The organism is Amycolatopsis rhabdoformis (genome assembly GCF_035918295.1).
GTDB lineage: Bacteria > Actinomycetota > Actinomycetes > Mycobacteriales > Pseudonocardiaceae > Amycolatopsis > Amycolatopsis rhabdoformis.
On sequence record NZ_CP142149.1, the window covers coordinates 1532990 to 1556601 of the forward strand.

23 protein-coding genes are annotated in these 23612 nt (G+C 71.8%); 13 read left to right on the plus strand and 10 right to left on the minus strand.

The features are described from left to right. Window positions 1–150: 150 nt before the first annotated feature. Both VSH64_RS07115 and VSH64_RS07120 read right to left on the minus strand, forming a co-directional pair. Complete coding sequence (locus VSH64_RS07115) at window positions 151–2541, minus strand: excinuclease ABC subunit UvrA (RefSeq protein WP_326834685.1); 2391 nt, start codon at window positions 2539–2541, stop codon at window positions 151–153. Window positions 2542–2665: 124 nt separating this feature from the next. After that, window positions 2666–3007, minus strand: coding sequence for a VOC family protein (locus VSH64_RS07120; RefSeq protein WP_326834686.1), 342 nt, complete (start codon window positions 3005–3007; stop codon window positions 2666–2668). 196 nt (window positions 3008–3203) lie between these two features. On the opposite strand from VSH64_RS07120, the gene VSH64_RS07125 reads away from it, so the two are divergent. Beyond that, the gene (locus VSH64_RS07125) at window positions 3204–3959 is read left to right on the plus strand and encodes an SDR family NAD(P)-dependent oxidoreductase (RefSeq protein ID WP_326834687.1); all 756 of its coding nucleotides are present in this window, start codon (window positions 3204–3206) and stop codon (window positions 3957–3959) included. Here the strand turns inward: VSH64_RS07125 and VSH64_RS07130 are convergent. After that, window positions 3934–4368, minus strand: a complete 435-nt coding sequence (locus tag VSH64_RS07130; RefSeq protein WP_326834688.1) for a GNAT family N-acetyltransferase — start codon at window positions 4366–4368, stop codon at window positions 3934–3936. The two genes, VSH64_RS07125 and VSH64_RS07130, sit on opposite strands and share 26 nt — an antisense overlap. Before the next feature lie 224 nt (window positions 4369–4592). On the opposite strand from VSH64_RS07130, the gene VSH64_RS07135 reads away from it, so the two are divergent. The 7 genes from VSH64_RS07135 to VSH64_RS07165 all read left to right on the plus strand — a co-directional run bounded on the left by VSH64_RS07135 (window position 4593) and on the right by VSH64_RS07165 (window position 10642). After that, entirely contained in the window at window positions 4593–5234 is a 642-nt protein-coding gene (locus VSH64_RS07135) for a GntR family transcriptional regulator (RefSeq protein ID WP_326834689.1), read from the plus strand. Window positions 5235–5249: 15 nt separating this feature from the next. Next, on the plus strand, window positions 5250–6161 hold the full coding sequence (locus VSH64_RS07140) for an isocitrate lyase/PEP mutase family protein (protein ID WP_326834690.1): 912 nt from the start codon (window positions 5250–5252) through the stop codon (window positions 6159–6161). Then, window positions 6158–7435: an amidohydrolase family protein gene (locus tag VSH64_RS07145; RefSeq protein WP_326834691.1), complete on the plus strand. Its 1278-nt coding sequence runs from the start codon at window positions 6158–6160 to the stop codon at window positions 7433–7435. Before VSH64_RS07140 ends, VSH64_RS07145 begins: the two co-directional genes overlap by 4 nt. A gap of 30 nt (window positions 7436–7465) precedes the next feature. Beyond that, window positions 7466–8194, plus strand: a complete 729-nt coding sequence (locus tag VSH64_RS07150; RefSeq protein WP_326834692.1) for a mycothiol-dependent nitroreductase Rv2466c family protein — start codon at window positions 7466–7468, stop codon at window positions 8192–8194. A 188-nt stretch (window positions 8195–8382) separates the two neighbouring features. Next, window positions 8383–8805 carry an ester cyclase gene (locus VSH64_RS07155; protein WP_326834693.1) on the plus strand — a complete coding sequence of 141 codons (423 nt, stop codon included), beginning with the start codon at window positions 8383–8385 and terminating at the stop codon, window positions 8803–8805. A 3-nt stretch (window positions 8806–8808) separates the two neighbouring features. After that, on the plus strand, window positions 8809–10038 hold the full coding sequence (locus tag VSH64_RS07160) for a chloride channel protein (protein WP_326834694.1): 1230 nt from the start codon (window positions 8809–8811) through the stop codon (window positions 10036–10038). A gap of 25 nt (window positions 10039–10063) precedes the next feature. Beyond that, window positions 10064–10642, plus strand: coding sequence for a TetR/AcrR family transcriptional regulator (locus VSH64_RS07165; protein ID WP_326834695.1), 579 nt, complete (start codon window positions 10064–10066; stop codon window positions 10640–10642). On the opposite strand, the gene VSH64_RS07170 is transcribed toward VSH64_RS07165, so the two are convergent. Then, complete coding sequence (locus tag VSH64_RS07170) at window positions 10620–10958, minus strand: DUF2716 domain-containing protein (protein ID WP_326834696.1); 339 nt, start codon at window positions 10956–10958, stop codon at window positions 10620–10622. The two genes, VSH64_RS07165 and VSH64_RS07170, sit on opposite strands and share 23 nt — an antisense overlap. A 183-nt stretch (window positions 10959–11141) precedes the next feature. Between VSH64_RS07170 and VSH64_RS07175 the strand changes: the two genes are divergently transcribed. The 4 genes from VSH64_RS07175 to VSH64_RS07190 all read left to right on the plus strand — a co-directional run bounded on the left by VSH64_RS07175 (window position 11142) and on the right by VSH64_RS07190 (window position 15423). Beyond that, entirely contained in the window at window positions 11142–12035 is an 894-nt protein-coding gene (locus VSH64_RS07175) for a LysR substrate-binding domain-containing protein (protein WP_326834697.1), read from the plus strand. 75 nt (window positions 12036–12110) lie between these two features. Continuing rightward, the gene (locus VSH64_RS07180) at window positions 12111–13442 is read left to right on the plus strand and encodes an MmgE/PrpD family protein (RefSeq protein ID WP_326834698.1); all 1332 of its coding nucleotides are present in this window, start codon (window positions 12111–12113) and stop codon (window positions 13440–13442) included. Then, entirely contained in the window at window positions 13439–14041 is a 603-nt protein-coding gene (locus VSH64_RS07185; protein WP_326834699.1) for an MmgE/PrpD family protein, read from the plus strand. Before VSH64_RS07180 ends, VSH64_RS07185 begins: the two co-directional genes overlap by 4 nt. Before the next feature lie 179 nt (window positions 14042–14220). Then, a complete protein-coding gene (locus tag VSH64_RS07190) occupies window positions 14221–15423 on the plus strand; it encodes a hypothetical protein (RefSeq protein ID WP_326834700.1) in 1203 nt (400 codons plus the stop codon). Between the two features lie 16 nt (window positions 15424–15439). Here the strand turns inward: VSH64_RS07190 and VSH64_RS07195 are convergent, their stop codons facing one another. The 4 genes from VSH64_RS07195 to VSH64_RS07210 form a co-directional block, all read right to left on the minus strand. Further along, on the minus strand, window positions 15440–16165 hold the full coding sequence (locus VSH64_RS07195; RefSeq protein ID WP_326834701.1) for an alpha/beta fold hydrolase: 726 nt from the start codon (window positions 16163–16165) through the stop codon (window positions 15440–15442). A 96-nt stretch (window positions 16166–16261) separates the two neighbouring features. Next, window positions 16262–17167 (minus strand): AraC family transcriptional regulator, encoded by a 906-nt coding sequence (locus tag VSH64_RS07200; RefSeq protein WP_326834702.1) that lies wholly within the window; start codon window positions 17165–17167, stop codon window positions 16262–16264. A gap of 239 nt (window positions 17168–17406) precedes the next feature. Next, complete coding sequence (locus VSH64_RS07205; protein ID WP_326834703.1) at window positions 17407–18198, minus strand: S1 family peptidase; 792 nt, start codon at window positions 18196–18198, stop codon at window positions 17407–17409. A gap of 216 nt (window positions 18199–18414) precedes the next feature. Then, window positions 18415–19452, minus strand: a complete 1038-nt coding sequence (locus tag VSH64_RS07210) for a hypothetical protein (RefSeq protein ID WP_326834704.1) — start codon at window positions 19450–19452, stop codon at window positions 18415–18417. Window positions 19453–19514: 62 nt separating this feature from the next. Between VSH64_RS07210 and VSH64_RS07215 the strand changes: the two genes are divergently transcribed. Continuing rightward, the gene (locus VSH64_RS07215) at window positions 19515–20486 is read left to right on the plus strand and encodes a cyclase family protein (protein ID WP_326834705.1); all 972 of its coding nucleotides are present in this window, start codon (window positions 19515–19517) and stop codon (window positions 20484–20486) included. A gap of 11 nt (window positions 20487–20497) precedes the next feature. Here the strand turns inward: VSH64_RS07215 and VSH64_RS07220 are convergent, their stop codons facing one another. Both VSH64_RS07220 and VSH64_RS07225 read right to left on the minus strand, forming a co-directional pair. Beyond that, entirely contained in the window at window positions 20498–22180 is a 1683-nt protein-coding gene (locus VSH64_RS07220; protein ID WP_326834706.1) for a dihydroxy-acid dehydratase, read from the minus strand. Then, the gene (locus VSH64_RS07225; protein ID WP_326834707.1) at window positions 22167–23600 is read right to left on the minus strand and encodes an NAD-dependent succinate-semialdehyde dehydrogenase; all 1434 of its coding nucleotides are present in this window, start codon (window positions 23598–23600) and stop codon (window positions 22167–22169) included. The genes VSH64_RS07220 and VSH64_RS07225 overlap by 14 nt, the downstream gene beginning before the upstream one ends. Window positions 23601–23612 lie beyond the last annotated feature (12 nt).

The window sequence follows — 23612 nt, forward strand, 5'->3', positions numbered from 1 at the left end:
CCCCGCGCCGAGCCGAGCTGCTCCGATCAACCCTTCACCAACCCGAGAAGATCCGCCGAGCCGGCCTGACCCGCCCACATCAACCCGAGCCGAGCCAAGCCGAACCGAGCCAAGCCGAACCGAGCCGAACCGAGCCAAGCCAAGCCCACATCAATCCCCCACATACTCCGCCAAATGCTCCCCAGTCAACGAAGCCTTCTTCTCCACCAACTCCGCCGGCGTCCCCTCGAACACCACGCGTCCGCCGTCGTGGCCGGCGCCCGGGCCGAGGTCGATGATCCAGTCCGCGTGGGCCATCACGGCCTGGTGGTGTTCGATCACGATCACGGACTTCCCGGACTCCACGAGGCGGTCCAGCAGCCCCAGCAGCTGTTCGACGTCGGCGAGGTGCAACCCGGCCGTCGGCTCGTCCAGCACATACACATCCCCGCTCGCGCCCATGTTCGTGGCGAGCTTGATGCGCTGGCGTTCGCCGCCGGAGAGGGTGGTGAGGGGCTGGCCGAGGGTGAGGTAGCCGAGGCCGACGTCGGCCAGGCGGGAGAGGATCTTGTGCGCCGCCGGGAGTTTGGCGTCGCCGTCGGAGAAGAAGGACTCCGCCGCGGCCACGGACATGGTGAGGACCTCGCTGATGTCGCGCCCGCCGAAGCGGTACTCCAGCACCGAGGCCTGGAACCGCTTGCCCTCGCACACCTCGCACGGCGTGGCCACGCCCGCCATCATCGCGAGGTCGGTGTAGACCACGCCGGCGCCGTTGCAGTTCGGGCACGCGCCCTCGGAGTTGGCGCTGAACAGGGCCGGCTTCACGCCGTTGGCCTTGGCGAAGGCCTTGCGGATCGGCTCCAGCAGGCCGGTGTAGGTGGCCGGGTTGCTGCGCCGCGAGCCGCGGATCGCGCCCTGGTCCACGGTCACCACGTCGGCGCCGCCGGACACCGAGCCGTGGATCAGCGAGCTCTTGCCCGAGCCCGCCACGCCGGTCACGACCACGAGCACGCCCAGCGGGATGTCGACGTCCACGTCCTGGAGGTTGTGGGTGCAAGCCCCGCGCACCTCCAACGCCCCCGTCGGCGTGCGCACGGTCGGCTTCAGCTTGGCGCGGTCGTCGAGGTGGCGCCCGGTGCGCGTGCCGGACTTGCGCAGGCCTTCCACGCTGCCCTCGTACACCACCTCGCCACCACCGCTGCCGGCGTCCGGGCCGAGGTCCACCACGTGGTCGCCGATCGCGATCGTCTCCGGCTTGTGCTCCACCACGAGCACGGTGTTGCCCTTGTCCCGCAGCTGGCGCAGCAGGCCGTTCATGCGCTGGATGTCGTGCGGGTGCAGGCCGATGCTCGGCTCGTCGAACACATACGTCACGTCGGTGAGCGACGACCCGAGGTGCCGGATCATCTTGGTGCGCTGCGCCTCGCCGCCCGAGAGCGTGCCCGACGGCCGGTCGAGCGAGAGGTAGCCGAGCCCGATCTCCACGAACGAGTCGAGCGTGTGCCGCAGCGACGCCAGCAGCGGAGCCACCGACGGTTCCTTCAGCCCGCTCACCCACTCGGCCAGGTCGCTGATCTGCATCGCGCAGGCGTCGGCGATCGACAGCTTGGCGATCTTCGACGAGCGCGCCTCCGGTGACAGGCGCGTGCCCTCGCACTCGGGGCACACGGTGAAGGTGACCGCCCGCTCCACGAACGCGCGGATGTGCGGCTGCATCGCGTCGACGTCCTTGGCCAGGAACGACTTCTGGATCGCGGGCACGAGACCCGAGTAGGTGAGGTTGATGCCCTCGACCTTGATCTTCGTCGGTTCCTTGTACACCAGGTCGTTGAGCTCCTTCTTGGTGTACTTCTTGATCGGCTTGTCGGCGTCGAAGAAGCCGCTGCCGCGGAAGATGCGGCCGTACCAGCCCTCCATGCTGTAGCCGGGGATGGTGATGGCGCCCTCGTTGAGCGACTTGTTCTCGTCGTACAGCGCGGTGAGATCGATGTCGTTCACCTTGCCGCGGCCCTCGCAGCGCGGGCACATGCCGCCGGTGATGCTGAACGTGCGGCGCTCCTTCACCGTGCGCCCGGCACGTTCGAAGGTCACCGCGCCGCCGCCGCTGATCGACGCGACGTTGAAGGAGAACGCCTGTGGTGAACCGATGTGCGGCTTGCCGAGCCGGCTGAACAGGATGCGCAGCATGGCGTTGGCGTCGGTCGCGGTGCCCACAGTGGACCGCGGGTCGGCGCCCATCCGTTCCTGGTCCACGATGATCGCCGTGGTGAGGCCTTCCAGCACGTCGACGTCGGGCCGGGCCAGCGTGGGCATGAAGCCCTGCACGAACGCGCTGTAGGTCTCGTTGATCAGCCGCTGCGACTCCGCCGCGATCGTGCCGAACACCAGCGAGCTCTTGCCCGAGCCCGACACGCCGGTGAACACCGTGAGCCGGCGCTTCGGCAGCTCGACGCTCACGTCCTTGAGGTTGTTCACCCGCGCGCCGTGCACGCGGATCACGTCGTGGCTGTCGGCGCCCTGCGGCGCGGACGCGGGCCGGGCCTTCGCCGTGGCCTTGGTCATCGGGTCTCCCTGGTCTGGGGGCCGCCGGTGCGGTCGGCTCGGGAACGGTGGTGGCGTCGATTCAACCAGTTCACCCGGGTGATCGTGGCCGCTCTCGCGCACGCTCACCCGGGCCGGGTGCGGCTCAGCGGTCCTGGAGCACGCCGAGCACGTTGCCGTCGGGGTCGGTGAAGGTGGCGACCAGGCGCCCGCCGCCGACGTCCTTCGGTGCGTCCTTCACCGTCGCGCCGGCCGCGGTCACCTCGGCGAGCTTGGCCTCGATGTCGTCCACGTGCCAGTAGCTCACGGGCGAGGTCATGCCGCTGTTGGGCACGAGGCCGAGGTGCTGCCCGGCGGTGTCGTAGCCGACGTAGTACGCGCTGTCGGCCTGCGGCTCGAGGCCGAGCAGCGCGGTGTAGACGGCCTTGGCCTTCTCGAGATCGGAAACGGGGTGCAGCACGGTCTTGATGCCCTGCGTGGCGGTCATGGTGACTCCTGCGGTTCGAGGTTCCGGTGTGGTGTCTCCGACGCTAATCGCGGCGGCCGGTCGGCCGCTTCTCAATTCCTGCTCGGTTCGCCCGGAGACGGTGCGTGGTCGGGTGTGGACGGTGCGTCGACCGGCCACAGTGGACACAACCGGGGAGGTTGACCTGGAGCGCGCTCCAGCCCCTAGCGTTCCGGGGATGGACTCGAAGGTGCTGGTGACAGGCGCGACCGGCGGTCTCGGCCTGGCGATGGCGACCGCGCTCGCCGAGGCCGGCGCGCGCGTCGCGGTGAGCGGACGGTCGGGGGAGCGGGCGCGGGAGGTCGCCGCCGGGCTGCCGGGCGCGGTCGGCGTCGAACTCGACGTGCGCGACGAGACGTCGGTGGCGCGCGCCGTGGACGAGGTGTGGTCGCGCTTCGGCGGGATCGACCTGCTGGTGAACAACGCCGGGCTCGGCATGCGCACGGTGAACCCGGAGTTCATGACCCGGCCGCGCGGGTTCTGGGAGGTGCCGGCCGACGGCTTCCGCCAGGTGGTCGACACGAACCTCACCGGATACTTCCTGGTCGCGCGCGAGGTCACCCCGCGGATGCTCGCGGCGGGCGGCGGCCGGATCGTGAACATCGCGGTGAGCGAGACGACGATGAGCCGGGCCGGGTTCGTGCCCTACGGCCCGTCGCGCGCGGGCAGCGAGTCGCTCTCGCGCGTGATGGCGGCCGACCTGCGCGGTACCGGCGTGACGGTGAACCTGCTGCTGCCCGGCGGCGCGACCGTGACCGGGATGCTGCCCCACGCGCCGGCCGGCCACAGCTTCCTGGCACCCGAGGTGATGGGTCCGCCGATCGTCTGGCTGGCGTCGGCCGCCGCGGCCGGGGTGCACGACGAGCGCATCGTCGCCGCCGGGTTCGAGCAGTGGCTGGCCGAGCGGGTCAGCCGAGGAACTGCTTCGGGCTGAACGAGAACACCGCGTACTCACGGTCCGCGTGGGTGAAGTCGCCGAGGTGCGTCATGCCGAGGTGGGTGTGCACGGCGAGCGATTTCTCGTTGGCGCGCTCCACGAACAGCACCCCCGCGCTGTGGTCGGCGAGGTGCTCGGCGACGGCGGCCAGCAGCAGCCGCACCACACCCTGGCCGCGATGGGTCGGCGCGACCGCCACCGGGCCGTAGAGGAACACGCCTTCGGTGAGACCCGCGGCGCGCGCGACCTCGACGGTGCGCCCGGGCGGCCCGCCGGCGGCCGCGACCGCCGATTCCGCCGGTGAGGTGAGCGCGACCCCGGCCGCTTCGCCGCCGGCTTCGGCGAGATAGACGCCGGTGCTGGTCTCGAACGCGGCGAGTTTCTTCTCGTCGAAGCTGCCCTGCACGAAACCCTGGGCCGCGCGCTGCGCGGGGAGAGGTCGAGCCCGCGGGCGTCTTCGAGCAGCTTCAGGACGGCCGCGCGGTCGGCGGGCCCGGATCGGCGTACCAAGATCGTCACCACTCCAGCCTAGCGAGCGTGACCAGAGCCACGCGACCGCAGTGTCGTTCACATTGTTGACAATCCAAGCGACACGATCGTACGGTGGGGGCAGCACGAAGGGACGGCTCCATGAACAGCGAAGAGGTCGAGCTGCACCTGCGGGAGCGGCTGTTGCGCGGGGACTTCACCCCGGGCAGCCGCCTGCCGGAGGTGAAACTCGCCGCCGAGCTCGGCACCACGCGCAACGCCGTCCGCTCGGCCCTGCTGGCACTCGAGTCGCGCAAGCTGGTGGAGCGGATCCCGAACGTCGGCACGGTCGTGGCGAAGGTCGACTTCGACCGGATCGAGGAGATCTACGACGTCCTCGAAGTGCTCGAAGGGCTCGCCGCGCGGCTCGCGGCGCACCACGCGGAAGCCGCCGACTGGCTGGAGCTGCAGGAGCTGTTCGCGCCGGGCCGGCTCGACGCCGCCGCGGCCGACGGGGACCTCGAAACGTTCCTCGCGGCCATCGACCGCTACCGCGACACCGTGATCCGCCTGGCGGACCAGGTTTTCCTCGCCGAGACCCTCGCCGGCGTGCAGGACCAGGCGCACCTGCTGCGCCGCCGGATCCTGATGACGCCGGGGCGGATGGAGGAGAGCCTCGCCGAGCATCGCGCCATCATCGCCGCGCTCGTGGCCGGTGACTCGGAGCGCGCTGAAGAACTGAAGCGCCACAACATGAAGACCGCGCGCAAGCGGTTGCGCCGCTACCGCGATTTTCTCGTCTGAGAAGAAGGAAGTGCTGTGCCGAACACTCCGAACTCACGCAGGAAGGCGTTCAAGGACCTCCTCGCCGCGCCCGGGCCGCTGGTGCTGCCCGGTGCGTACGACGCGCTCAGCGCGCGTCTTGTCGAGAAGGCCGGCTATCCCGCGACGTACCTGGGCAGCTTCGCCGCGGCCGCGTCGGCGTTCGGGCTGCCCGACGTCGGGCTGCTCACGCTCAACGAGATCGCCGAGCAGGCGCGCCGCGTCGTCGACGCGGTCGAGGTGCCGGTGCTCGCGGACGCGGAGAACGGTTTCTACGACGTCGCCAATGTCTGGCGGACGGTGAAGGTCTTCGAAGACGCCGGGGTGGCGGGCGTGCACATCGAGGACAACCTCGGCGGCAAGCACACCTCCGCGCCGGCGGGCCTGCTGCCGGCCGAGCGCATGGCGAGCAAGGTCCGCGCGGCCGTCGACGCCCGGACCGATCCGGATTTCCTGGTGATCGCGCGGTCCGACGCGGCGTGGGTCGAGCACGATCTCGAAGACTGTGTGCGTCGGTTGGCGGCGTACGCGGAGGCGGGCGCGGACCTGGTGTTCGCGCCGGCGATCCCGGCCGCGGAGCTCGCACGGGTGCGGGATCGGATTCCGGTGCCGGTGATGGTGGCCGGGGATCTGCTCGACGTGCCGGGTTCGGACGAGCCGTCGAGCACGATCGCGGAGTACGGCGAGGCCGGCGCCGACGTGGTCCTGTTGTGGTACACGGTGATCGGGGCCGCGGCGAAGAACGTCAGGGCGGTGCTCGACGCGCTGCGCGGCGGCGCCGACGTGGCCGGGGTGAAGGGGTTCGTGACCGAGCAGCACGCGTTCGAGGCGGCGATGGGTTACGACGAGTACGAGAAACGCAGCGCGCGGTACGCGACTGTCGTGAAAGGACAGGAGGTGCCGGCGTGAGTGACGAGACCGTCTACACGGGAGCGCGCCTGATCACGGGTGATCTGGTGCTCGAAGACGCGGCCCTGGTCGTCCGGGACGGTGTACTCCGTCAGGTCGGCCCGGCCGCCGAGGTCACCTCGGACGGCGCGGTGGTTTCGCTGCGGGGCAAGACGGTGATCCCGGCGATCGTGAACCCCCACGGGCACATCGGGTACCTGCGCGGCACCACGTCGGACGCGAAGTTCTATTCGCGGGCCAACGTGATCGACCACCTGCACCGGCTCGCCTACTACGGCGTGAGCACGTTCCAGTCGCTCGGCACCGACCGCGCCGACACCGAGCTCGCGGTCCGCGACGACCAGCGCGCCGGCACGCTGGGCGAACGCGATGTGGCGCAGCTGTTCACCGCGGGCGCCGGGATCGTCGCGCCGACGCCGGGCGACACGAACGGCGGGCCGTTTTTCGCCGCCGACGCGGTGCACGAGGCCACCGGACCGGACGAGGCCCGGGCGTTCGTGCGCGGGCTGGCCGAAAAGCGCGTCGACGCCGTGAAATTCTGGCTCGACAGCCGCCACGGCACGAAGGAGAAGCTCGGCCCGGAGATCTACGAGGCCGTGATCGACGAGGCCCACGCCCACGGGCTCACCGTGGCGGCGCACATCTACACCCTCGACGAGGCCAAGGCCGTGATCCGCGCGGGCGCCGACATCATCGCGCACCTGCCGCGCACGGGCACCGACGACGAGCTGATCGGGCTGCTCAAGGACCACGACGTCGCGGTGTTCACGTCGATGGCGATCCAGCGCCCGCCCGGTGAGGCGTGGCTGGACGAGCCCGCGTTCGCGGACATTCTGCCGCCCGATGCCGTGGAAACGCTGCGCGGGCTGATCCGGGAGAAGGCGCCGGAACCGTTGTTCGACACCGCCGAGGCGTACCGCGGTATGGAGAAGACGCTGGTGGCGCTGGCCGAAGCGGGCGTGCGGCTGGTGTTCTCGGCCGACACGGGGCTGTTGGCGCAGGTCATCGGGTTCGCCGAGCACCGTGAGCTGGAGGCGCTGGTGGCGGCGGGGCTCTCGCCGCTGGCCGCGGTGAAGCTGGCCACCGCGACGTCGGCCGAGCTGCTCGGGCTGAGCGATCGAGGTTCGCTCGACGTCGGCAAACGAGCCGACTTCGTGGTGCTCGACGACGATCCGCTGCGCGACATCACGGCCACGCGCCGGATCGCCGATGTCTACCTGGAAGGTGTCCGGGTGGATCGCGAGGGGCTGCGCGAGGGCTGGCAGAACGGCTGACGATCGTGCTCGCGCTGGTAGGCTCGGCGCATGAGCGACCCCGATCTGCACTTCTACTTCGACCCGGTGTGTCCCTTCGCCTGGATGACGAGCAAGTGGGTGCGCACCGTCGCCCGCCTCAAGGAGTACGACGTCGAGTGGCGCTTCATTTCCCTGCGCCTGCTCAATTCGCACCTCGACTACGCCGCGCACTTCCCGCCGGAGTACGAGGAATCGCACACAGCGGGGCTCAAGCTGCTGCGGGTGGCCGCGCGTATCCGCCGTGACCACGGACCCGGGCCGATCGGCGTGTACTACGAAACGCTGGGGCAGCACACGTTCGAGAAGGACGCGGTGCCCGGTGGCACGGCCGCCGCGGTGCACCAGAGCGTGCGGGAGCTCGCGACCACGGCGCTCGAGGCGTGCGGCCTGCCGATCGAGTACGCCGACGCGCTCGAGGACGACGACTGGGACGCGGTGATCCAGGCCGAGACCGACGTGGCCCTCACCCTCACGGGCAAGGACGTCGGCACGCCGATCCTGCACTTCGAGCCGCCGCGCGGCACCGCGTTGTTCGGCCCGGTGATCAGCCGCCTGCCCGACGACGATTCCGCGGTGGAGCTGTGGGACCACGTCGTGGCGCTGTCGCGCTTCCCCGGGTTCGCCGAGCTCAAGCGCAGCCTGCGGGAGCGGCCGCAGCTGCCGGCGTTCGGCGTGAGCGCCGACGAGGCCGGCAAGCAGGAAGACTGGCACGGCGGGAGCCGGCGGCAGAAGAAGTGACCCGGGCCTGGTGACCTCGAGTCGCCGGGGGAGCGGTTCTGTCCGACGCGATCGGCTGCGCGCACGCGGAGCCGATCGTCCGGTTTTCCGTGCGGCACAGACGTTTTCACCTGGTCCGGGTGTGGTGCTGCTCGCAAACGCGCCCGGCGGGACCGTTCGCGGAGCTATCTTTGACAGCAACGTCAAACATGGCTTCGGAGGTCATCGTGCCGAATTCGGCAGAGCTGGTCGAAGCGTTCTGGAACGAAGTCTGGAACGCGCACAACCCCGCCGCGGCGGACGATTTCGTGGTCGAGGACTTCGTGATCGTCAACGCCGGCGTGCGCATCGAGGGGCGCGAGAACTTCAAGGCGTGGATCGCCGCGTTCCTCGAGCAGGTGCACGATCTGGAGCTGGAGATCGTCGAGACGTTCCAGAACCACGACGGCAGCCGCGTCGCGTCGCGCTGGAACGTGCACGGCCGCAACAACGGCGTGCTCGGCTCAGTGCCCGACGGCCGCCCCATTTCCTTCAGTGGCACCGCCGTCTGGGAGGTCTCGGACGGCAAGCTGGTGTGCAACCACGTCGAGCGCGCGTCCCATGAACTGCACCGGCGCCTGAACGCGGCCTGACGGGTGCGCTCCCTGCTCCCCGGGGCCGCGCTGGCCGGGGCGGTGGCCGGTGTCGCGGCGGTCGCGTTCGGACAGACGATCGCCGCGCTGCGGTCGCTGCTGTCCGGTGGGCCGGTCGCGGTGGTCGTCCTCGCGCCGGTCGCGGGCGTGCTGCTGTGCGCCGCGGTGCTCCGCGCGGTGCCCGACGCCGGCGGTGGCGGGATTCCCCAGACGGGGCAAGCGTTTGCGGGGTCGTTCGTGCGCGGCCGGGTCGCGCCGGCCAAGGGCGTGGCGGCTGCCGCGGTGCTCGGTTCCGGTGGGTCGGGTGGCGCGGAAGGGCCGGTTGTCCACATCTCGGCTTCGCTGGGGACGTCGGTGGCTCGGTTGGTCTCGTTGCCGGCCGCGTCGGTGCGCCCGCTCGCGGCTGCGGCGGTGGCCGGTGGCGTGGCCGGTTCGTTCGGCGCGCCGTTGGCCGGAGTGGTGCTGGTGGCGGAGGTGCTGGTCGAGGGGCTCGCCGGGGCGGAGCTCGTCGCCGTGGTCTTGGGTTCTCTCACGGGGGAGCTGACCGGGCTGGTCCTGCCGGGCTCGCCGCTGCGGCTGCCGGAGGTGCCGACGGGCGGGTGGCCGCTGGGTGCGGTGGTGGCCGGGTTGTTCGGGGTGGCGTTGGCTTGGGCGCTGTATTTCGGTGGTGTGTGGGCGGAGCGGGCCCGCGACTTCGTCGAGCGACGGGTTCGCGCGGGCGTGCGGCCGGATCCCGTGAGCGGCGCCGTTGTGGTGTCGAGCCGGATGACGACGGTCGTTCGCTGGGTGTCGTCCGGCTGGGTTCGGGCGGTGGTCGGCGCAACGGCCGTCGGGCTGCTCGTGCTTTCGGTGCCGGACGTGGCCGGGGTCGGGCACCCCGGGGCGGCCACGGGTGGCGTGGTGGTGTTGCTGGTGCTGGCGGCGGTGAAGGTCGTCGCGACGGGGGTGACCGTCGGGGCGGGCGGGGTGGTCGGCACGATCGGGCCGGCGTTGTTCGTCGGGGCGACGGTGGGGTCGGCGCTGCCCGGGGCGGGCGGCGCGGCGGCGGGGATGGCGGCGTGCCTGGCGGCGGCGTCGCGGGCGCCGGTCACGGCCGTGGTGCTCGCGGTGGAGCTGAGCGGGGTCGACCTCCTGCCGCAGATCCTGGTGGCGGCGGCGCTGGGCCGGCTGGCCGGAGGGCTGACGCGGCACGGGATCTTCGCCGTGCCCGCGCCGACTAAGCTGGTGGCGTAGAGCTGCCGGGGAGAAACGAGGTTCCATGGCGGGCGTACGCCAGTTCGACGAGCGCGAGGCTCTCTCCCGCGCGCTCGACGTGTTCACCGACCGCGGTTTCCGGGCCACGTCGATGCTCGACCTGGCCGCCGGCACCGGCGTCCAGCGCGGCTCGCTCTACCACGCCTACGGCGGCAAGGAAGAGATCTTCCTGCGCGCCTTCGGCGAATACACGGCCCGCTTCCTCGCCGGCGCCGCGGAAGCCTTGCAGCGGCCGACAAAACGAGAGGCCCTCCTGACGTTCTTCGACTACTGCATCGACACCTTCACCGCCGGCACCCCGCCCCACGGCTGCCTCTCCACCCGCACCGCCATCGAGGCCGCCACGGAATCACCCCGCGCCGAAACCGCCGTGCGCGGCCTGCTCGACGACCTGGAAACCCTCGTCCTCACCACACTGTCCACTCTGGACGACGGTGTCGAGCCGCCGGTGGACCTCGCCGCCGCGGCCCGGCTCGTGGTGAGCACCACGCGCGGCCTCGCGGTGATGGAACGCGTGCGTTATGAACCGGACGAACTGCGGGCCATCGCGGAAACCCTGGTCACGTCCCTGTTCGGACGCTGATCCCGTCGCGGCGGAGCAGCGGGCCGAGGATTCCGCGGTTCAGCCGGGTGGCCGCGCTCACGGCCGGTTCGCCGAAGAAGCACAGGCTCCGCTCGTGATGATTGCCGACGATGCCGAACGACAGGTCCTTGGAGACGAACACCACGTAGTCCCCGTTGGGGTAATGGCTGTACTCCCAGTCGTCGATATTCCCCGTCGTCGAGGTCGGTGATGTCCGTGACGCGGTGCGGGCGGTACTGCTTCGACGGGTGCACCGGGTCGTGTTCGCGTTGCAGTTGCCAGTCCAGCTCGATCCACGAGTCCGGCACGGCGACAACGCCCGACAACGCTACCGCCCCCGCTGCGCGGCCACCGCGACGTGACCCGGCCGGCGAGCCCGTGACCCGGCGCCCGGGCCACCCGTGCCGACCGATCGGCCCGGAACGTGTGAGCCAGCGCTCTCACCCGGCCCGGCGCGGCCGGTGGCCCCGACGCCGGGACGACGGGTACAACAACGGTCGTGAACGACGAGGTGTCCTTTCGCGACTTCGAGGTGTTCCTCGCGTTCGCCCGGAACGAGCACTTCGTCCGCGCGGCCGAGGAGCTCGGGGTGAACGCGACGACGGTGCAGCGCAGCGTGCGGGCGCTGGAGCGCAAGCTCGGGGTGGACCTCGTCGAGCAGCAGGGCCGTCGGGTGCGGTTGCGGTATGCCGGGCGGGTGTTCGCGCGCGAGGCGAGTGCCGTGCTGCGCTCGCGCGCCGACGCGGTCGCCACGACCCGGGCCGGCTCCGGGGACCCGCGGCTGGTGCTGCGGATCGCGCACACCTTCTCACTCGGGCTCGGCTTCGTGCCGGATCTGCTGTCCAGCCTGCTCGCCTGCCACCCCGACCTGCGGTTCAGCTGTCACCAGAGCTCCGCGACGGACGTGGTCACGCACCTGCTGCGCGGCGACGCCGACGTGGTGCTCGGCTCCGCCGCGCCGGCCGACCCGGACGTGGTGGTGCGGCCGCTGTTCACCGAGCCCCTGCTGCTGGCCGTGCCGATCGGGGATCCGCTGACCCGGTACGCGGTGGTGCGGCTGCGGCAGGCCCGCGACCGCACGTTCGTGGCCATGGCGCCCGGGGCGAGCAGCCGCACGCACCTCATCGACGCGTGCGCTCGGGCGGGGTTCGTGCCGCGGGTGACGGTGGAGGGCAGCGACCCGTTCGTGGTCGAGTCGATGGTCGGCGCCGGGCTCGGGGTTTCCGTGGTGCCGGGGCGGATGGCCGATCACCACCACCCGCTGGTGGTGCGGATCCCGCTCGCCGACGAAGGCTGTCACCGCACGATCTTCCTGGCACACCGGAAAAGGGCGGCCGCGGCGCCGATGGTGCGGGCGCTCACGCGAGCGGCGGTGGCGCACAGCGGCGGCTGACCGTTGCGATTTTCGCAACGGACGCGCGCCCGGTTGTGGTTGTTCGCGCCCGCGCGGGCCTGAAATGATCTTCGAATGGCTTCCGATTCGACGCGGCTCTTCTGCGCGCACGCGGGGAAAGCGGCCGAGGCTCCGCTGCCCGACGCGGTGGCGCGCGCCGCGCGGCGCAGTCTGCTCAACGTGCTCGGTGCGGCCATCGGTGCCGCTCGCACCCCGGCCGTCGAGGCGGTGCTCGCCACCGCGGCCGACCTCGGGGCCACCGGCGCCGCGCCCGTGCCCGGCCGCGCCGAACGCCTCGATCCCGAGTGGGCCGCGATCGCCACCGGCACCGCCGCGCACCTCGACGACTTCGACGACACGCACCTGCACACCGTGATCCACCCCGGCGCCACCGCGCTCGCGGCCGTGCTGGCGCTCGCGCCCGAGACCGCGCCCGACGGCGCCACCGCGCTCAAGGCGTTCGCCCTCGGGTGCGAGTCGCAGCTGCGGATCGGCGTGGCCATCTCGCCGAGCCACTACGACCGCGGCTGGCACATCACCGGCACGTGCGGGGTGTTCGGCGCTGCCGTCGCGGCCGGCCACCTGCTCGGTCTCGACGCGGTCCGGTCAGGCCACGCTCTCGGCATCGCCGCCACGGGCACGCTCGGCCAGCGCGAGGCGTTCGGGTCCATGACCAAACCGCTGCACGCGGGCAAAGCCGCCGCCACCGGCGTGTTCGCGGCGCGGCTGGCGGCCGCCGGCCTGACCGCACCCGACGATCCGCTCGGCCCCGGGGGTGTGCTGCCCGTGTTCGCCGAACCGCGGTACGAAGAGCTGCGGCGCGCGTGGACCGGCGAGTGGGAGCTGGAGCACAACACGTTCAAGCCCTATCCGTGCGGGATCGTGGCGCACCCCGCGATCGACGCCGCCATCGCTGCGTCAGCGCGCATCGGCGAGCCGCGCGAGATCACGGCCGTCGAAATCCGGTGCCACCCCTTGGTTCCGGAGCTGATGGGCCGCGCGCAGCCGCTGGACGGCCTGCAGGCCCGCTTCAGCGCGCAGCACGCGGCGGCCGTCGGCCTGCTCGACGGCGAGGCCGGCCTCCGCCAGTTCTCCGACGAGCGCGCCACCGACGCCGACGTGATCCGCCTGCGCGCCGTGACCACCCTGGCGCCGACCGACGCCTGCGCCCGCGACTCGGCGACCATCCGCATCGAACGGGAAGGGGCCGCCCCGGTGGAGGTCCACGTCGAGCACGCCCGCGGCAGCGAGGCCCGGCCGCTCACGGACGAGGAACTGCTCGCGAAGGTCGACCGGCTGGTGGAGCCGGTGCTGGGTGGCGGCGCCGCGCGCAAGATCGCGGACGCGGTCCACGGGCTCGCCACGGCGCCCGGGCTCGGCGTTCTGCTGGACGCGGTGGTCGCGTGACCGAGGCGATCCTGGCGCTCGTGCACGCCCCGGTGGCCGACAACGCCGAAGCGGCCATCGGTCTCGCCCTCGTGCGGGGCGCCGCGCCGGCCGAACCCGTGCGGGCCGCGCTCGGCGAAGTGGCCGGTCGGCCGACCGGCCGGGCCCGCCTTTTCGGGACGGCGGCGGCGAACCTGTACCTCGAGTGGGCCGCGGTGATCGCCGCGGTCGCGGCGCTGGACGGCGACGCCGATGCCGTCGTGGCCGGCGCCGCGGTGGCTTGTGCGGTGGCTGACGGCCTCGGCCCGTCGCACGCCGCCGCGGGCTGGTGTGTGGAGACCACCGCAGGGGCCGTGGGGGCGGCCGCCGCGTCGGCGCGGGTGCTCGGTCTGCGCAGATTGCCGCTGCGCCACGCGATCGGCATCGCGGCGACGCAGGCGTCCGGGCTGTCGGCGGTGCAGGACACGGCGCTCGGAGCGGCGCAGGTTGGGCACGCCGCGGCGACCGGGGTCGAGGCGGCGTTGTTGGCGCGCAACGGGTTCACCGCAGCGGAGGATCCGCTGGCGGGTCGGCGGGGCTTGTTCGCGGTGATGCGGCCGGTGGTCGAGACCGGGCAGTGAGCGCGTGGATGCCGGGCTTGGCGCGCCGCCCGCGTTGACACGACCGGCAGATGAGTACTGAGTGGACACTGGATGACGCATCGGTGTACCCCTGATCCACTGCGGCATTAGGGGTATTGCGGCCCCGCGCCCGCACCCCTACCGTGGCCGCCAACGCAGCTGCGACTTCTGGGGGTCTCATGTCGGTGCGTCGTCGAAATCTGAGCCGGGCGGTTCTGGCCGCGGTGCTGTTGGTCGGGGGAGCAGTGGTCGCCGCGCCGGCGGCCGAGGCGGCGACCGTGCCGACCGCGCTGCCCACCAGCCAGTACACGCTGAGCGCGGATTACCACCAGTTCGACGCGGTCAACACCGCGCTGGTCTCGACCTTGGGCACCGCCGCGGTGCACACGGTGATGGACAACGCGAACCACGACCGCACGGCGTTGCCGTCTTCGGTCTCGGTGGCGGGGCTGGCCGACTGGTTCCGGTTCGACAGCGCGGACAACTCCGACTGCGCCAACTACCCGCAGGGCATCACCACCAGCCGCGACGCCGTGGGTACCGCCGACAGCGGCAACTACGACGGCCACCAGCTCGTGCTCGTGAGCTGGTACACCAAGGACGGCTGCGACGGCGCGCAGGCCCGCAGCCGCATCACGCTGGTGGACTGGGACGCGACGTACCCGAACAAGTACCGCAAGGTGCTGCTCGTGGAGCCGACCGGCACGGCGGCGGCGCCGGACTTCAAGGACATCCCGATCCACGCCGGTGGCGTGTCCTGGTACGGCGACTACCTCTACGTCGCCGACACCGGGCACGGCATGCGCGTGTTCGACATGCGCAAGATCCTCAAGACCAACACCGGCGGCACGGCCGGCCAGATCGGGCACCAGACCGGCAGCACGTACTACGCCCACAACTACGCGTACGTGCTGCCGCAGGTCGGCACGATCACCTCGAAGACCACGTCGGGCACGAACCTCTCGTGGTCGTCGATCTCGCTCGACCGCGTGAGCAAGTCGATCGTGATGGCCGAGTACACCTGTGCGTCCGGCTGCACCGCCTACCCGAACCGCGCGCCGCGGGCGATCCGGTTCCCGTTCGCCGCGGGCGCGACGACGTTCGCCGCCACGACCACGGCGAGCGAGGCTCTGCAACTGCCCTGGTACAACCTCAACGGCGTCGCCTCGCACAACAGCCGCTGGTGGTTCAACTCCTCGGGCGCGAAGAAGCTGTACTACTGGACCCCGGCCACGGGCGCGGCCACGCACACGTGGGTCTCGAGCGGGGAAAGCCTTTCGTACTGGGAAGACGCCACGAACGCCGATCTCCTGTGGACACTGCAGGAGGGCGCCGGCAACCGCAACGTCTTCGCCGTCACGCAGGCGACGTACGGGGCCTGAAACCTCGCGGGAACGGTCAGTCGCGGGAAGCTTCCTCGATCGCGGTGGCGAGCCGCTCCGGTGCGGTGAACATGACCTCGTGGCTGCCGCGCAGCTGCACGAGGCGGTGCAGCCCGAGGCGGCTCGACATCCGCGGGTGCCAGCCCCACTCGCCGGGCGGCAGGGCGGTGTCCTCGGTGGCGTTGATGTAGCTCTTGGGCAGCTCGGTCGCGTAGAAGCGCGTGAGGTCGAGCTTGTCGAGGAACGGCTGGTACGGCTCGGTCGAGAGCTCCTTGTGCGTGGACATCGCGAGCTCGGCGTCGCCGTCTTGGATGAACGCCTCGCGCCACAGGGGATACGGCATGGCCACGGTGTTGTCCTCGCTCGCGGCGGCGGTCTGCTCGAACATCTCGCGGTAGTGCGGCGGGAGCTCGTCGTTGAGGCTGTTGCCCGGCTGCGGCACGAAGGCGTTCCAGAAGACCAGCCGCTTGAGCCGCTCGGGGATCTCCTCGGCGACGCGGGCGATCACCGTGCCGCCGAAGCTGTGGCCGAGAAGCACCACCTCGTGCAGGTCGGCGGCGGTGATGGCGTCGACGATCGAGCGGACGCAGTCGTCGTGGTTCACGTTCTTGGGCACGCCGTTGCCGTGGCCCGCGACGGTGGGGGTGTGGACTTCGTGGCCGCGGTCGCGCAAGTGCGTGGCGACGGGTTCCCAGAGCGGGCCGTCGTGCCAGGAGCCGTGGACGAGGACAAAAGTGGCCATGGTGGTTCCCCTTGTGTTCGGTGGTGGCGGGGAAGGTAGCCCGCCGCGGCCGGCGTGCCTGTCCGGAATCCGCGACCTGGCCGGAACGCGCGGGGTTCAGGCGCGGCGCAGGTCTTCGGACGGGGTCGTGCCGAACGTGCGCCGGTAGTCGGCGGCGAAGCGCCCGAGGTTGCCGAAGCCCCAGCGCGACGCCACCTCGGCCACGGACTTCCCCTGGCCCGCCAGCAGTTCCGCGTGCACGCGCTCGAGGCGCACCTGCCGCAGCCGCGCCGTCGGGGACGTGCCGAGCTGCTCGCGGAAGTGGTCCTGCAGCGTGCGCGGCGCGACGTCGGCCGCGGCGGCGATGTCGAGCAGCCCCGTGGCCGCGTCGGCGTGCGCGTCGATGTACTCACACGCCCGGCGCACCACGGCGGCCGCGTTGGCGTGCCGGCGCACCACGGCGGGCGCGCCGAACGAGCCGAGCGCCGCGACCGCGACGAGCTGCGCCACCGACGATCCCAGCGGCGCCGTGACCAGGCCATGCGGCAGCACCTCACGCACCACGAACCGCGTCACGGCGTCCCACGGCCCCGGGTCGAGCGCCGGCCCCGTCCGGATGTCGGCCGCCCGGCCCGACGCGGCGGCCGCGCGGGCGATCAGCTTGCCGGGCAGCTTCACCGTGAGCAGCCGGCAGCCGGGCCCGAACAGCAGCGGGTGGACCGACCGCGCGTCCAGCGCCACCGTCTGGCCGGTCGCGATGTGCGTGTCCCCGCCGACGGTCAACGAACCCGCCACCGGCCGCGAGAACAACACGAAGTCCTGGAACGGCTCGGGCTCGACCTGCACCGGGTCGGCGCCGTAGGACAGGGAGAAGACGCCGAGCTCCTCGCCGGACGCCTCGGCGTGGCGGGCGTGGAAGGCCGCGCCCCGCGGGGTGAGCTGGTGGGGGCAGTAGGAGGCTGCTACCTGCGCCCGGGCCAGGTCGACGTCACGCGTGTCCAGCCGGACCGTCATGCCCTCCATCGCGCCTCCACTGCCCGGGCCGCCGCTTTGGTGGGGCCGGCCGGGTGGTGGGAAAGGCTACCCCGATGGGGGGTTGCTGTGCAGCCTGCTGGTGCTGGTGCTGCGGTGGTGGGCTCGGGTGGACTTGGTCAGGGGGACGAGCCGCGGCGCGGTCGGATTCGGCCGGCCGGGAGGGTCGTACGCGGTCCGGCGGGGCCGTGGTCAGCCCCGCCGGAGCGGACGTGCGGTCTGGCTCGAGCTCAGCCGAGGTGCGAGCTGATGACCTGGTAGTCGTTGCCGACGTTCGTGTACACGCCGGGGAAGCCTTCGCGCGCGCAGCCCTGGCCCCACGACACGATGCCGGCGAGCTTGCCGTCGACGTAGGCCGGGCCGCCGGAGTCGCCCTGGCAGGAGTCCTTGCCGCCTTCCGGGACGCCGGCGCAGAACATCGAGGCCTTGTCGAAGTTGTCGCCGATCTTCTCGTACGCGGCGGCGCACGCGGCGTTGTCCGACACAGGCACGGTGACCTTCAGGAGCCCGTCGGACACGTCGCCGTTTTCCGACGTGGTGCCCCAGCCGACCACGGTCACGTCGGCGCCGGTCTTGTACGCCGGGTCGTCGGCGGACTGCACCAGCGTGGCGGGCTTGAAGGACAGGTTCTTGTCGAGCGTGAGCACGGAGTTGTCGTGCTGCATGCCGGCCATGGTGAAGTCGGGGTTCTGCCAGACCTCGCTCACGCCCGCCTTTTCGCCCGTGGTGTCGGAGAAGTTCGTCTGCCCCCCGATGATCTCCATCGACGCCGCCTTCACGCCGTCGGTGCAGTGCGCCGCCGTGAGCACCTTGTTCGGCGCGACCAGGCTGCCCGCGCAGTGCTGCGCGCCGTTCACGTTGAAGATCACCGTGGCCGGAAAGTCGTCGATCGTGGTCGGTGTCCCACCCACGATCAACGGCTCCTGCCCGGCCGACGCCGCGGGCGCCCCCGCCGCGGCCACCACGCCCGCCGCCACCACACCGGCCAGCGCCGCCACCACGCGCCTCACGTCTGCCCTCATTCGCCTTCTCCCTCCGGGGACCTGCAGGATCTTGCCCCTGAGCAGACCAGACAGCGCGCGGCGCGGGTTAGCTACGAAAGTCGTGACCTGAAAATTCGCACGGATGGTTGGTTTTTGTCCGACCTTGATTTCTCAGCGTCGCTTGAGGACACCGAGCGCTCGGCCGTGACCCGCCGCCGACCGTTGCCCGGCTGATCGGCGAGCTGCCCGCCGACGTCACACCTGACGGCCGCGCCCACCCAGCGAAGCCTGCATCGTCACCACCCACAACAAGTGTTCCGCCGTTTTCTGCATCGCGTCCGCCACCGACGGTTCCGGGACCAGGAAGCCGGACGGCAGCCACGAGCCGTCCGGGGCCTGTGAGTCCGAATACCACTGCGCCATGCGGATCACGTTCGCCAGGTGGTCGCCGGTGGGGTCGATGTCCGCGGCGCACGCGGAGCCCCAGCCGAACTTGCAGATCTGCACGGACTGCGTGTGGTCGAACTGCGCGGGGGTGCCGGTGCCTACCAACGCAAGCAGTTGCTGCGCCAGCGCCTTCGCCGCGGGGGAACCCGTCATCGCGTGGTAGCGGGACAGGAAAGCGGCGCTGATGCCCGGGTTGTAGAACGCCTGCAGAGGCACGCGGAAGTCCGTCACCGTCAGGAATTCCTCGGGTGTGGTGACCAGGCCGTCCGGGGACCACATGGTGAACAGGCGGTCGGGCAGTTCGCGCTGGGCGGCCATGAGCCGGGAGAACCAGCCGAAGACCTTGTCCGCCATGGCAACGCGGCCGGTGGCGAGGGCGGTGAGGCCGAGTTGCATCGTGGGGTACAGCAGCTGGCGGCCGGTGGTGCGGGCCTCCGGGCGCTCCATGTACGCGCCGCCGGTTTCGGGGTCCTGGTAGTGGGCCTCCAGGGTGTCGAGCAGGGCGCGGGCGGTGTCGTAGCGCTCCAGCACCCAGGCGCCGTGGGCGAGGATCGTGAGCGGGTAGGTCGCGGCGCCGGTGACGAACGGCGTGCGAGCGGGACCTTCGCGCAGGTCGCCGTCGGCGAGGGCGTGGTTTTCCGCCCACGTGAGCACCTGCGCCGCGCGGGCGCGTTCGCCGACGGAGGCCAGGGTCCACGGCAGGCGGTAGAAGCCGTTGCGCACGCTCGCGCCGTCGGGTTCACCGTCCGGGCCGAGATGGTCCAGCAGCCACGCGGTGGCCTTGCGCCGCACCTCCTGAAGCAGCGCGTGGGCGGTCTCGACCGAAGAAGCGGTGTCGATGCTCATGGGCGTTCCCTCGTTCCCTCAAAGGATGGTCTGGCGGTGCGTAACGTGCTACACATCACTGCATGCCTGAAACTGTGCCGACCGAGGACGAGGTCCTCGCCTGGTTCGAGTCGCTGTCCAACTGGGGTCGCTGGGGTCCGGCCGATCAGCTCGGCACCCTCAACCTGGTCACCGACGAGAAACGCCGGGCCGCCGCGGGTCTGGTGCGCCGCGGGCGGGCCGTCTCGTGCGCGTGGGACATCGACACCTCCGAGCACCCCGACGACGCCGGCACGGCGCCGCGCCGGCTCATGGTCACCACCGGCCAGGGCCTCGCGGACCCGGCGCGCGTCCTGGCGCCGGGGCAGGAGAGCCACCCGCGCCACGCCGGGGCCGCCGAGCAGATTTCCCTGTACCCGCACGGCTTCCGGCTCACCCACCTCGACGCGCTGGCCCACCAGTTCTGGGACGGGCGCATGTACAACGGCCGCCCCGCCGAACTCGTCACGGCCGCCCAGGGCGCCACCGAACTCGACATCTCGGCCCTGCGCCACGGCATCGTCACGCGCGGCGTGCTCGTCGACGCCGCCGCGCACCGCGGCGTCGACTGGCTCGCCCCCCGCGAAGGGGTGCGGCCCGAGGAACTCGACGCGTTCCTCGAAGCCCACGACCTCACCGTCGAACCCGGCGACGCGATCCTCCTGCGCACCGGTTACGGCGCCAAGGTCGCGGCCCAGGGCCAGGACCGGATCCGCGAAACCGGCCGCGCCGGCTGGCACGCGGCCTGCCTGCCGTGGCTGCGCGAGCACGACGTCGCCCTCATCGGCACCGACACCTCCACCGACGCGAGCCCCTCGGGTTACCCGGCTGTGCGCAATCCGGTGCATCTCGTCGGCATCGTCGCGATGGGGCTGAGCGTGCTCGACAACTGCAACCTCGAAGCCCTCGCCGCCACCTGCGCCGAACTCGGCACGTGGGAGTTCCAGTTCGTGCTGGCGCCGCTGGCCTTCGCCGGGGCCACGGGCTCGCCGGCCAACCCGCTGGCGATTCTCTGAACCCGGCACGATCAGTCCACCAGATCCGCACCCGTGCCGGCCTGCCCGACCGACCGCGTGAACACCCGCCGCCAGCGCGTGGTGGCGAGCCACGACGGCGGCGGCGCCGGGGTGCGCGCGCGAAGGTCCTCTTCGGACACGAGCAGGTCGATGCGTCCCGCGGCCACGTCCAGCTCGATCTCGTCGCCGTCGCGCACCAACGACAGCGGGCCGCCCACCGCCGCCTCGGGCGCGCAGTGCAGCACCGTCGTGCCGTACGCCGTGCCGCTCATCCGGCCGTCGGACACCCGCACCATGTCCTTCACGCCCTGGCGCGCGAGCACGGTCGGGATCGGCAGCGACCCGGCTTCGGGCATCCCCGAGGCCACGGGCCCGATGTTGCGCAGCACCAGCACGTGGTCCGGCGTCACGGCGAGGTCCGGATCGGACAGCCGCTCCTCGGCCTCCTCCACGGAATCGAACACCAGCGCCGGTCCGCGGTGCTTGAGCAGCCGCGGGTCGGCCGCGCCCGTCTTGATCACCGCGCCGTCCGGTGCCAGTGACCCGAACACGACCTTCATGCCCGGCGCGGGTTTCACCGGCGCGTCGAGGGGACGAACCACGTCCTGCCACGGCGGCACCCCGGGTACATCGGCGACCTGTGCGGCCCACGTCTGCCCGGTCACGGTCCGCGCGGAGAGGTCGAACCGGTCGGCGAGCGCCCGCACCACCACCGGCACGCCGCCGACCTCGTCGAGGTCACCGAGGAACCGCGTGCCCACCGGCTTCACGTCCACGAGCACCGGCACGTCGTCGGTCAACGAAGCGAAATCCGTCAGCGACAACGGAATCCCGGCTCGTCCGGCGATCGCCAGCAGGTGGATCACCGCGTTCGTCGAGCCGCCGAGTGCATACAGCGCGGTGATCGCGTTGCGGAACGACGCCTCACTCAGGAAACTGCGCGGCGTCAGGCGTTCCCGCGCGATCTCCACCGCGCGGCGCCCGGTCGCCACCGCGGCCCGCAGCCGCGCGCCCGAGCCGCTGCGCGGGGTGCCGCTGCCCGGCAGACCGAACCCGAGCACCTCCGACAGGCACGCCATCGTCGACGCCGTGCCCATCACCATGCAGGTGCCCGAGTCGGGGCACAGCCGGCCCTGCGCGTCGGCCACCTGTTCCTCGTCGAGCTCGCCGGCGCGGAACCGTTGCCACGTCTGGCGGCAGTCGGTGCACGCGCCCACGCGGCGGCCCTCCCACGAGCCCGACGACATCGGCCCCACCGGCAGCGCCACGAACGGCAGGTCCGCCGACAGCGCGCCCATCAGCTGTCCCGGCAGCGTCTTGTCGCAACCGCCCACGAGCACCGCCGCGTCCATCGGCTGGGCCAGCAGCAGCTCCTCGACCTCCATCGCCAGCAGGTTGCGGAAGAGCATCGAGGTGGGGGAGAGCAGGATCTCGGGCAGCGACATCGTCGGGAACGCCATCGGCAGCCCGCCCGCTTCGAGCACGCCGCGCTTCACCGCCTCGACGACCTCGGGCATGTGCCGGTGACACGTCGTGTAGTCGGAGATGCCGTGGGCGATCCCGATCACCGGCCGCTCCTGGTCGGCCGCGTCGTAGCCGGCGGACTTGAGGAACGCCCGCCGCACGAAGCTGCTGAACCCGCGGTCGCCGTAGTGGGTCAGGGTGCGGTCGAACCCGCCGTCAGCAGGGCGCATTGACGTACCGCACGCTCAGGTAGTCGAGGATCCCCTCGGACCCGCCCTCGTGGCCGTAACCCGAGTGCTTGATCCCGCCGAACGGGGCTTCCGGCAGCGCCAGCAGGTAGGAGTTCACGCTGACCATGCCCACGTCGAGGCGCGCGGCGACCCGCTCGGCCTCGAGCACGTCGGTGCCGAACACGTAGCCGGCCAGCCCGACCTCGACCCCGTTGGCGATCTCGATCGCCTCGTCCAGGTCGTCGAACCGCACCACGGGCGCGAGCGGGCCGAAGGGTTCCTCGGTCAGCACGCGCATGTCCGGCGTGAGGTCGGTGAGCACCGTCGGCTGGTAGTAGTAACCACTCGGGCGGCCCGGCGTGCGTTCGCCGCCGGTGAGCACCTTCGCGCCCTTGCCGCGCGCGTCCTCCACCAGCTCCTCCACGGCCGCGCGGCGGCGGGCGCTCACCAGCGGACCCGTCTCGGAGCCGGCTTCGGTGCCGGGGCCGACCACCAGCTTTTCGGTCTGGCGCACCATCTCCGCCACGAACTCGTCGTACACCGCCGCACTCACGAGGAAGCGGCTCGGCGACACGCAGACCTGGCCGCAGTTGCGGAACTTCGACGCGACGGCGGCTCGCGCGGCCGCCACCGGGTCGGCATCGGCGAGCACGAGCACCGGCGAATGGCCGCCGAGTTCCATCGACGCGCGCTTCACACCCTGCGCGCCCAGCGCCAGCAGCAGCTTGCCGACCGCGACCGAGCCGGTGAGGGAGATCTTGCGGATCACCGGCGAGCCCACCAGCACCGACGAGATGTGCGCCGGATCGCCGGTCACGACGTTGAGCACACCGGCCGGCAGGCCCGCGTCCTGGCACAGCTCGGCCATCGCCAGCGCCGAGAGCGGTGTGTCCTCGGCCGGCTTCAGCACCATCGAGCAGCCGGCCGCGAGCGCCGCGGCGACCTTGCGGGCGGGCAGGGCCCACGGGAAGTTGTTGGGCGTGAAGGCGGCGACCGGACCCACCGGCTCGTGGGTGATCGTCATGCGCCGGTCGGCGGTGCGGCCGGGCACCACCCGCCCGTAGATCCGCCGGGCTTCGTCGGCGTACCAGTCGAAGTAGTCCGCGCCGACGCGGACCTCGCCGATGCCCTCGGCCAGCGTCTTGCCCTGTTCGGCGGTCACGATCGCGCCCAGGTCGCCGGCCCGGTCGCGCATTCGCGCGGCGATCTCGCGCAGCAGCAGGCTGCGGTCCCACGGCGCCACCGCGGCCCAGGTCTTCCCGCCCCGCGCGGCGGCTTCGAGGGCGCGGCGCAGGTCGTCGTCGGTGGCGGTCTGGACCTCGGCGATCGGCCGCTCGGTGGAGGGGTCGAGCACGGCGAACGGGGTGCCGCCGCCGTCGAGCCACTCCCCGTCGACGAGCAGCTGGTTTCGGTAGGTCACGATGATCCTTTC